Here is a 6,802-nt window from a genome sequence, read left to right as displayed (position 1 = left end):
GCGACCGCGATCCGCCAGCCGCGGGACCGCCGCGGCGCGGCCGGGCCCGCGGCCGGGCCCGCTGCGGGGGTGAACACCGGCGGCGCCTGCTGGGTGCCGGTCCAGTGCTGCCCGGTCGGCTGCTGCCCGGGGTAGGTCTGCTGCTGGCCCGGGTACGGGTGCTGGCCGGCGTAGGGGTGCTGCTGCTGGCCGGTCCAGCCCTGGTGCGGCGGCACCGCCGCCTGGGGGTGCTGCTGACCCGACGGCGCACCCGGGTACCGGTCCACGTCCTGCCCGGTCTGGTCTCCGGGACGCTGCTGCTCGGTCACGGTGGTTCCTCCCCACGACGCGAGGGCTTCTCCGCTCGCTCGGGGACCACCATCGGCTCCGGGGCTATCCCGACGCTGCACGTGGCCTGTGAGGTCTCTGGACGCGCCGGCCCCGGGTAGCCTGCTGTCCACCTGGCCTCGTTAGCTCAGTGGTAGAGCACCCGCCTTGTAAGCGGAAGGTCGTCCGTTCGATCCGGACACGGGGCTCCACCGGTCACCCTGCAGGGGACCCCCGGCCGTGCGAGGGTCCGGTCGCGGCCCGGCACCCGTCCGGGCACCGGACCCGGGAGACCCCAGTGACCGACCACGTGTACCGGCTGACCGAGGTCGTCGGCAGCAGCGAGACCAGCATCGACGACGCCATCCGCACCGCCGTGGCCAAGGCCGCGCAGACCATCCGCAACATCGAGTGGTTCCAGACCCAGGAGATCCGGGGCCACGTCGAGGACGGCGCGGTGCAGCACGTGCAGGTGACGATGAAGATCGGCTTCCGGGTCGACTGATCAGTCGAAGGAGCCGGCGCCGTCGCGGCGGTAGCGCGCACCGCGCTCCAGGGCCTCCCGCTCGGCCCGCTGCTCGCGGACCCGGCGGGTGGTGCCCGGCGGCCACCCGGCCTTCACCGCCCGGTGCTCGCTGGTCTCGGTCATGTACGCCGCGGAGAACATCAGCCCCAGCAGCAGGCCGCCGGCGGACGCCGAGAGCCGGTACACCAGCGGCACCGGCACGGCCAGCAGGCAGACCAGCAGCACCGGTGCCAGCTGCACCAGGGCCCGGGTGAGGTGCCGCCGCGCCCAGCCGGGACCGGTGGTGTCGGCCAGCACCCAGTCCCTGCAGGAGCGGGGCAACCCGCCACCGAGGGCGTACCAGACCCACTGCACCGGGGTGGGGTGCGTGCGGGTCCCGGCCACGCCCTCCGACGATAGGCGGCTGCGAGCATCCTGTCCGCATGCTGGGCGGGCACCCGTTCAGGCTTGACGGCGCCCGTCCGGGCCCGTAAGCACAGCACCGACGGGTCGACCGGGAGGGCACGTGTACGCGGAGGAACGCCAGGAGCACATCCTGCGGGCGGCCCGGGCGATCGGGCGGGTCGACGTCGGCGAGCTGGCGGCCGAGCTCGACGTCGCCCCGGAGACCATCCGCAAGGACCTCACCGCCCTGGAGCGGGTCGGTGTGCTGCGCCGGGTGCACGGCGGGGCCATCCCGGTGGAGCGCCTGGGCTTCGAGCCCCCGGTCGCCGCCCGCGACGTCGTCCTGACCGCGGAGAAGGAGCGGATCGCCAAGGCCGCCGTGGCCGAGCTGCCCGACGAGGGCGCGGTGCTCATCGACGCCGGGACCACCACCGCCCGGTTGGGCGACCTGATGCCCACCGACCGCGAGCTCACCGTCGTCACCAACGCCCTGTCGTTGGCCGGCCGGCTCGCCGCGTTCCCGAACCTGACCGTGCTGCTGCTCGGCGGCCGGGTGCGTGGCCGCACGCTGGCCTCGGTGGACCCCTGGGCGCTGTCGGCGTTGTCGGGCATCTACGTCGACCTGGCCTTCCTGGCCACCAACGGCGTCTCGGTCGAGCGCGGCCTGACCACGCCCGACCCGGCCGAGGCGGCGGTGAAGACCGCGATGGTGGCCGCGGCCCGCCGGGTGGTGCTGCTGGCCGACCACACCAAGGTCGGGCGGGACCACTTCGCCCGCTTCGCCGAGCTCGACGCGGTCGACCTGCTCATCACCGACACCGGCCTGGACGAGCGCACCGCGGCCGAGCTGGCCGAGGCCGGTCCCCGGGTGCAGCGGGTCTGACCTGCCGGCCCGCCGACCGGGGTGGGAAGCTGGACCCCCCTCGTCCCCGAGCCGCAGGAGCCCCCCATGCCGAGCATCGACGGCGCGCAGGTCCGCAAGCTGGTCATCGCGTGCGACGCGGGCATGGGCAGCAGCGTGCTCATGGCCAACCAGCTCAAGAAGCGGCTGCGGGACAACGGCGTGGTCATCGAGCACAGCCCGCTGGACGCCATCCCCGCCGACGCCGACCTGGTGCTCACCCACAGCAAGCTCGCCGACCGGGTGCGCCCGCACGCCGGTGACCGGCCGGTCGTGGCGTTCACCGCCTTCGTCGGCGACCCGGCGGTCGACGGCGTGGTCACCGCCATCCACGAGGGCACCACGATCGATGGCTGAGCTGGGCGGGTTGCTCGACCCGTCCCGCATCCTGCTGGACGGCCGCGCCGCCGACCGCACCGCCGCGGTCCGCCAGGCCGGCGACCTGCTGGTCGCCGCCGGCGCCGTCCGGCCCGCCTACACGGACAGCATGCTCGAGCGCGAGGAGTCCGTCTCGACCTACATGGGTGAGGGCGTGGCGATCCCGCACGGCACGAACGCCGGGCGCGGCGAGGTGCTCGCCGACGCGCTCACCGTGGTCCGCTACCCCGACGGCGTCGACTGGGGCAGCGGCACCGCCTACGTGGTCATCGGCATCGCCGCCCTGGGCGAGGGGCACCTCCCGGTGCTGGCGGCGCTGGCCGACGTGCTCGTCGACCCCGACCGCGCGGCCCGGCTGCGCGGTGCGACCACGGTGGACGACGTGCTGGACCTGCTCACCGCCGACGTGGCGGACTGAGTGCACCCGTCGAGCTGGCCCCCGCAGGACCCCCGGCGGCCCCCGGCCGGCCTGGTGGCACCCCTCGGCCCGCCGCAGCGGCCGTCGGGGGCGGGCCGGGCAACCCTGCTGGTCGTGCTCGGTGCGGCGCTGCTCCTCACGTCCGCCCTGGGCGGCTACGAGGTGGCGCTGCGGGACAGCGACCGGCTGGAGATCGTCCTGTGGTTCCTGCCGGCCATCGCCGCGATGCTGGCGATGACCTCGGTCTGGCAGGACTTCGTGTGGGCCCCGCGGTGCGACGGCCGGGTGCTCGAGGGGACCGGTGTGCTGGGACGGCAGGGCGTCGACCTGGCCCGGCTGACAGCGGTCGCCGCCGCGGCCAACGCCCGCGCGCACCAGCTGCTGCTGCGCGACGACGTCGGCGCGATCTCGCTGGACCCCCGCGGGCTGGCCAAGGCCGGACCCGCTGTCCACGACGCGGTCGGCCGCGCCGTCTGGGCCGGCCAGGAGCAGGGTCGCTACCTGGTCCCCGGACGGGTGGCCGCGGTGTGGGGCATGCCGGTCCGGCCGGGTGCGCCCCGGGCCGGGCGCACGGGGGTGGTCCCGAAGACCGCGGTGGTGGTCGGCCTGCTCGTGGCCGGCCTCGCGGTCGGGGCGGCGCTGGGCCTGCGCTGAGCTACAGGCGGCCGACCCAGGAGTGGGCGGTCGCGGCCTCCTCGTAGTCCAGCTCTTGCAGCACCGCGCGCATGACCTCCTCGTCGAGGCGGCCGGCGTCCCGCTCCTCCATGAGCACCCGGCGCTGAACCTGGATGATCTCCTGCCGGACGCGGTGGAAGGTGCGCGCGCGGCGACGGCTGCGCCGGCCGTCCTCGCTCTCCTCGGCCCGGACCGAGGCCGACATCGACCGGGCCCGGGCCAGCAGGGGCCCGCGGATCCGGTCGGCCACCGCGTGCGCACGCTCGGCCCCGACCCGCTCGACGAGCTCCTGCTCCACCTCCGCCACCCGCTCCAGCGCGGCGGCGGTCGCCCGCTCGGCCAGGCGCACCTCGGCCTCGGCGTCCCGGCGCGCCTGGTCGGGGTCGGTGACGTCCAGGGCGCGGATCAGCCAGGGCAGGGACAGGCCCTGCAGCAGCAGGGTGCCGATGGTGACGGCGTAGGCCAGCAGCTGCAGCACGTCGCGGTCGGGGAAGTCGGCGGGGACCGCGGCGGCCGCGGCCAGGGTGACCACGCCGCGCATCCCCGTCCAGGAGATGACGGCCTGCTGCCGCCAGCTGGGCCGGCGCGAGCGGGAGCGCCGGCGGCGCCACGGCCGCGGCAGCCGCCGCAGCCCCTCCACGGCGTAGACGAAGACGGGCCGGACGACGACCGCGGTGGCCAGCACCAGCAGCGCCGCCGCGGCCAGCGACCAGTTCGACCGCGACGAGGCCTCGGCCGCCTCGGCGACGTAGCGCAGCTGCAGGCCGATGAGGGCGAACACGACGGCCTGCAGCAGCAGGTCCAGCGAGCTCCACAGCGGGTGCTCCTGCAGCCGGCTGGCGTACCCGGCCTCGGGGGAGCGGTGACCGAGGTAGAGCCCGGCCGCCACCACCGCCAGCACCCCGGAGCCGGACAGCTCCTCGGCCAGCAGGTAGGCCGTGAACGGGACGACGACGCCGAGCACCGAGGTGACCACCGGGTCGTCGAGCCGCACCCGGACCAGGTGCACGAGGAACCCGATGGCCAGGCCGAGGGCCACACCGACGACGACGGCGAGGCCGAAGGTGGTCGCGGTGGCGGCGGCGTCCAGGCCCAGCAACGCACCCCCCGCCCCGAACACCGCGGCCAGTGCCACCTTGTAGAAGGTGAGCGAGGCGGCGTCGTTGATCAGGCTCTCCCCGGACAGCACGGTCATCACCGGCCGCGGCAGGCCCAGCTGCCGTCCGATGGCGGCGGCCGACACCGCGTCGGGGGGAGCGACCACGGCCCCGAGCACCAGGGCCGCCGGCAGGCCGAGCCCGGGGACGGCGGCGTTCGCCACCAGCGCGACGACGACCGCGGTGACCACCACCAGGCCGACACCCAGCTGCACGATCGGCCGCAGCAGGGCCCGGAAGTCGGCGTAGGAGACCTCCAGGGAGGCCGAGTACAGCAACGGCGGCAGCACGACGGCCAGCAGCAGGTCCCCGTCGACGGCGAACTGCGGGACACCGGGCACGAAGCTCACCGCGAACCCCACCAGCACCAGCAGCAGGGGGGCCTGCCAGCCCAGCCGGCGGGCCAGCGCGGCCACGCCCACGGCCCCCACGGCCAGGGCAAGCAGCGGTGCGGTGTCCACGGGCGGTCCCCTCGAGCGGTGGCGGTACCGGGCCAGCCTGCCCGAGACGGGGAGTGTCGGACCCCGCACCTACTGTGCCCCTCATGAGCGAGCGGCGGACCGGGGTCCTGACGGGCCTGGCCGCCTACGTGCTGTGGGGCGTGTTCCCGCTGTACTTCCCGCTGCTGGAGCCCGCGGGCGGGGTCGAGATCGTCGCGCACCGCATCGTCTGGTCGCTGGTGTTCATCGCGCTGCTGCTCAGCGTGCTGCGCGGCTGGCCGCAGGTGCGCCGGGTGCTGACCGACCGCCGCACCCTGCTGGTGCTCACCGGCGCGGCGGTCCTCATCACCGGCAACTGGCTGACCTTCGTCATCGCGGTCAACTCCGACCACGTCGTGGACACCTCGCTGGGCTACTTCATCAACCCGCTGGTCAGCGTGCTGCTCGGCGTGGCGGTGCTCGGCGAGCGGCTGCGCCGGCTGCAGTGGGCGGCGGTGGCCACGGCCGCCGTCGCCGTCCTGGTGCTCACCGTCGACGCCGGCCGTCCGCCGTGGATCGCCCTGGTGCTGGCCGGCAGCTTCGGCGCCTACGGCCTGCTGAAGAAGCTGGTCCGGGTCGAGGCGGCGCCGGGCCTGTTCGTCGAGACCCTGCTGCTGGTCGTGCCGGCGCTCGTGGTGCTGGTGGTCCTGCAGGCCCGCGGGGCCGGCTCGCTGGGCGAGGCCGGGGCCGGGCACGTGCTGCTGCTGGCCACCTCCGGCATCGCCACCGCCGTGCCGCTGCTGCTGTTCGCCGCCTCCACCCGCCGCATCCCGCTGAGCACCGTCGGGCTGCTGCAGTACGTCACGCCGCTCATGCACCTGGCCATCGGGGTCTTCGTCAACGGCGAGCCGATGCCACCGGCCCGGGTGGTCGGGTTCGCCGTGGTCTGGGCGGCCCTGGTGCTGTTCACCGTCGACAGCCTCCGCGCCGGCCGCGCCGCCCGCCGCGTGGTCGCCGAGCCCGCACCGGCCGGGCTGTGACGCCACCCCGGCCCGCCGGGCCCCACCGTCCCGTCCCGCTCCGTCCCGTCCCGTCCCGAGAGGTCCCCGTGGTCCCCCTGCCCGTCCCCGCCCCCGACCAGCCCGCCGAGGTGGTCGGCGCCGCGCCCCCGCCCGGTGCCGAGCTGCCGCGCCGCGACCGCGAGGTGCTGGTCTTCGAGCGGCAGTGGTGGCGGCACGCGGGGGCGAAGGAGGCCGCGATCAAGGAGCGGTTCGGGCTGTCGGCCACCCGCTACTACCAGGTGCTCAACGCCGTCATCGACCGGCCGGAGGCCCTCGCGGTCGACCCGCTGCTGGTCCGCCGGCTGCGCCGGATGCGTGCGACCCGCCAGCGGCAGCGCGCGGCCCGCACCCTGGGCACCGGGGTCGAGGCCTACTAGTCTCGATCACCGTGGGGAGGCATGGAGTACCGGACGGTGAGCCGGATCCCGTGCCCGACCCGCCGGCCACCGATCGCCCGCGGGAGCCCGCGCCGCCCGGCGACCCCTCGCCCTGGCCGGACGACGACGAGCTGACCACGCTGGGCCGGCGCACCCGCGCCGAGCGGCGCCGCGACGGCCGGCTCCCGCGCAGCGAGGAC

General features: G+C 75.8%; 9 protein-coding genes, 1 tRNA gene and 1 pseudogene. 8 read left to right on the top strand and 3 right to left on the bottom strand.

Features of this window, described 5'->3' with window-relative positions; all coding sequences use genetic code 11:
* Positions 1-308: pseudogene (locus NH342_RS21150) on the bottom strand (hypothetical protein); the annotation flags it as partial.
* Positions 309-443: 135 nt separating this feature from the next.
* Here NH342_RS21150 and NH342_RS21145 point away from each other — a divergent pair.
* Together NH342_RS21145 and NH342_RS21140 are read left to right on the top strand one after the other, a co-directional pair.
* Positions 444-518: transfer RNA gene (locus NH342_RS21145), tRNA-Thr, on the top strand.
* An 86-nt stretch (positions 519-604) separates the two neighbouring features.
* Positions 605-811 (top strand): dodecin, encoded by a 207-nt coding sequence (locus NH342_RS21140; protein ID WP_253018028.1) that lies wholly within the window; start codon positions 605-607, stop codon positions 809-811.
* Here the strand turns inward: NH342_RS21140 and NH342_RS21135 are convergent, their stop codons facing one another.
* Complete coding sequence (locus tag NH342_RS21135) at positions 812-1,216, bottom strand: DUF5313 family protein (RefSeq protein WP_253018026.1); 405 nt, start codon at positions 1,214-1,216, stop codon at positions 812-814. It lies immediately after the preceding gene.
* 121 nt (positions 1,217-1,337) lie between these two features.
* On the opposite strand from NH342_RS21135, the gene NH342_RS21130 reads away from it, so the two are divergent.
* The 4 genes from NH342_RS21130 (at position 1,338) to NH342_RS21115 (ending at position 3,567) form a co-directional block, all read left to right on the top strand.
* Positions 1,338-2,099: a DeoR/GlpR family DNA-binding transcription regulator gene (locus tag NH342_RS21130; RefSeq protein ID WP_253018024.1), complete on the top strand. Its 762-nt coding sequence runs from the start codon at positions 1,338-1,340 to the stop codon at positions 2,097-2,099.
* A gap of 66 nt (positions 2,100-2,165) precedes the next feature.
* Entirely contained in the window at positions 2,166-2,474 is a 309-nt protein-coding gene (locus NH342_RS21125; protein ID WP_253018022.1) for a hypothetical protein, read from the top strand.
* Positions 2,467-2,913, top strand: a complete 447-nt coding sequence (locus NH342_RS21120; protein WP_253018020.1) for a PTS sugar transporter subunit IIA — start codon at positions 2,467-2,469, stop codon at positions 2,911-2,913. Before NH342_RS21125 ends, NH342_RS21120 begins: the two co-directional genes overlap by 8 nt.
* Positions 2,914-2,967: 54 nt before the next feature.
* On the top strand, positions 2,968-3,567 hold the full coding sequence (locus NH342_RS21115; RefSeq protein ID WP_253018018.1) for a hypothetical protein: 600 nt from the start codon (positions 2,968-2,970) through the stop codon (positions 3,565-3,567).
* Between the two features lies 1 nt (position 3,568).
* Here the strand turns inward: NH342_RS21115 and NH342_RS21110 are convergent, their stop codons facing one another.
* Positions 3,569-5,206 carry a Na+/H+ antiporter gene (locus NH342_RS21110; RefSeq protein WP_253018016.1) on the bottom strand — a complete coding sequence of 546 codons (1,638 nt, stop codon included), beginning with the start codon at positions 5,204-5,206 and terminating at the stop codon, positions 3,569-3,571.
* 83 nt (positions 5,207-5,289) lie between these two features.
* Between NH342_RS21110 and rarD the strand changes: the two genes are divergently transcribed.
* Entirely contained in the window at positions 5,290-6,204 is a 915-nt protein-coding gene (gene rarD / locus NH342_RS21105) for an EamA family transporter RarD (protein ID WP_253018014.1), read from the top strand.
* A 68-nt stretch (positions 6,205-6,272) separates the two neighbouring features.
* A complete protein-coding gene (locus tag NH342_RS21100; RefSeq protein ID WP_253018012.1) occupies positions 6,273-6,602 on the top strand; it encodes a DUF3263 domain-containing protein in 330 nt (109 codons plus the stop codon).
* Positions 6,603-6,802 lie beyond the last annotated feature (200 nt).

Origin of the sequence: Klenkia sp. PcliD-1-E (assembly GCF_024124375.1) — a bacterium.
Classification (GTDB): Bacteria; Actinomycetota; Actinomycetes; order Mycobacteriales; family Geodermatophilaceae; genus Klenkia.
This window is presented reverse-complemented; position numbering and strand designations above follow the sequence as displayed.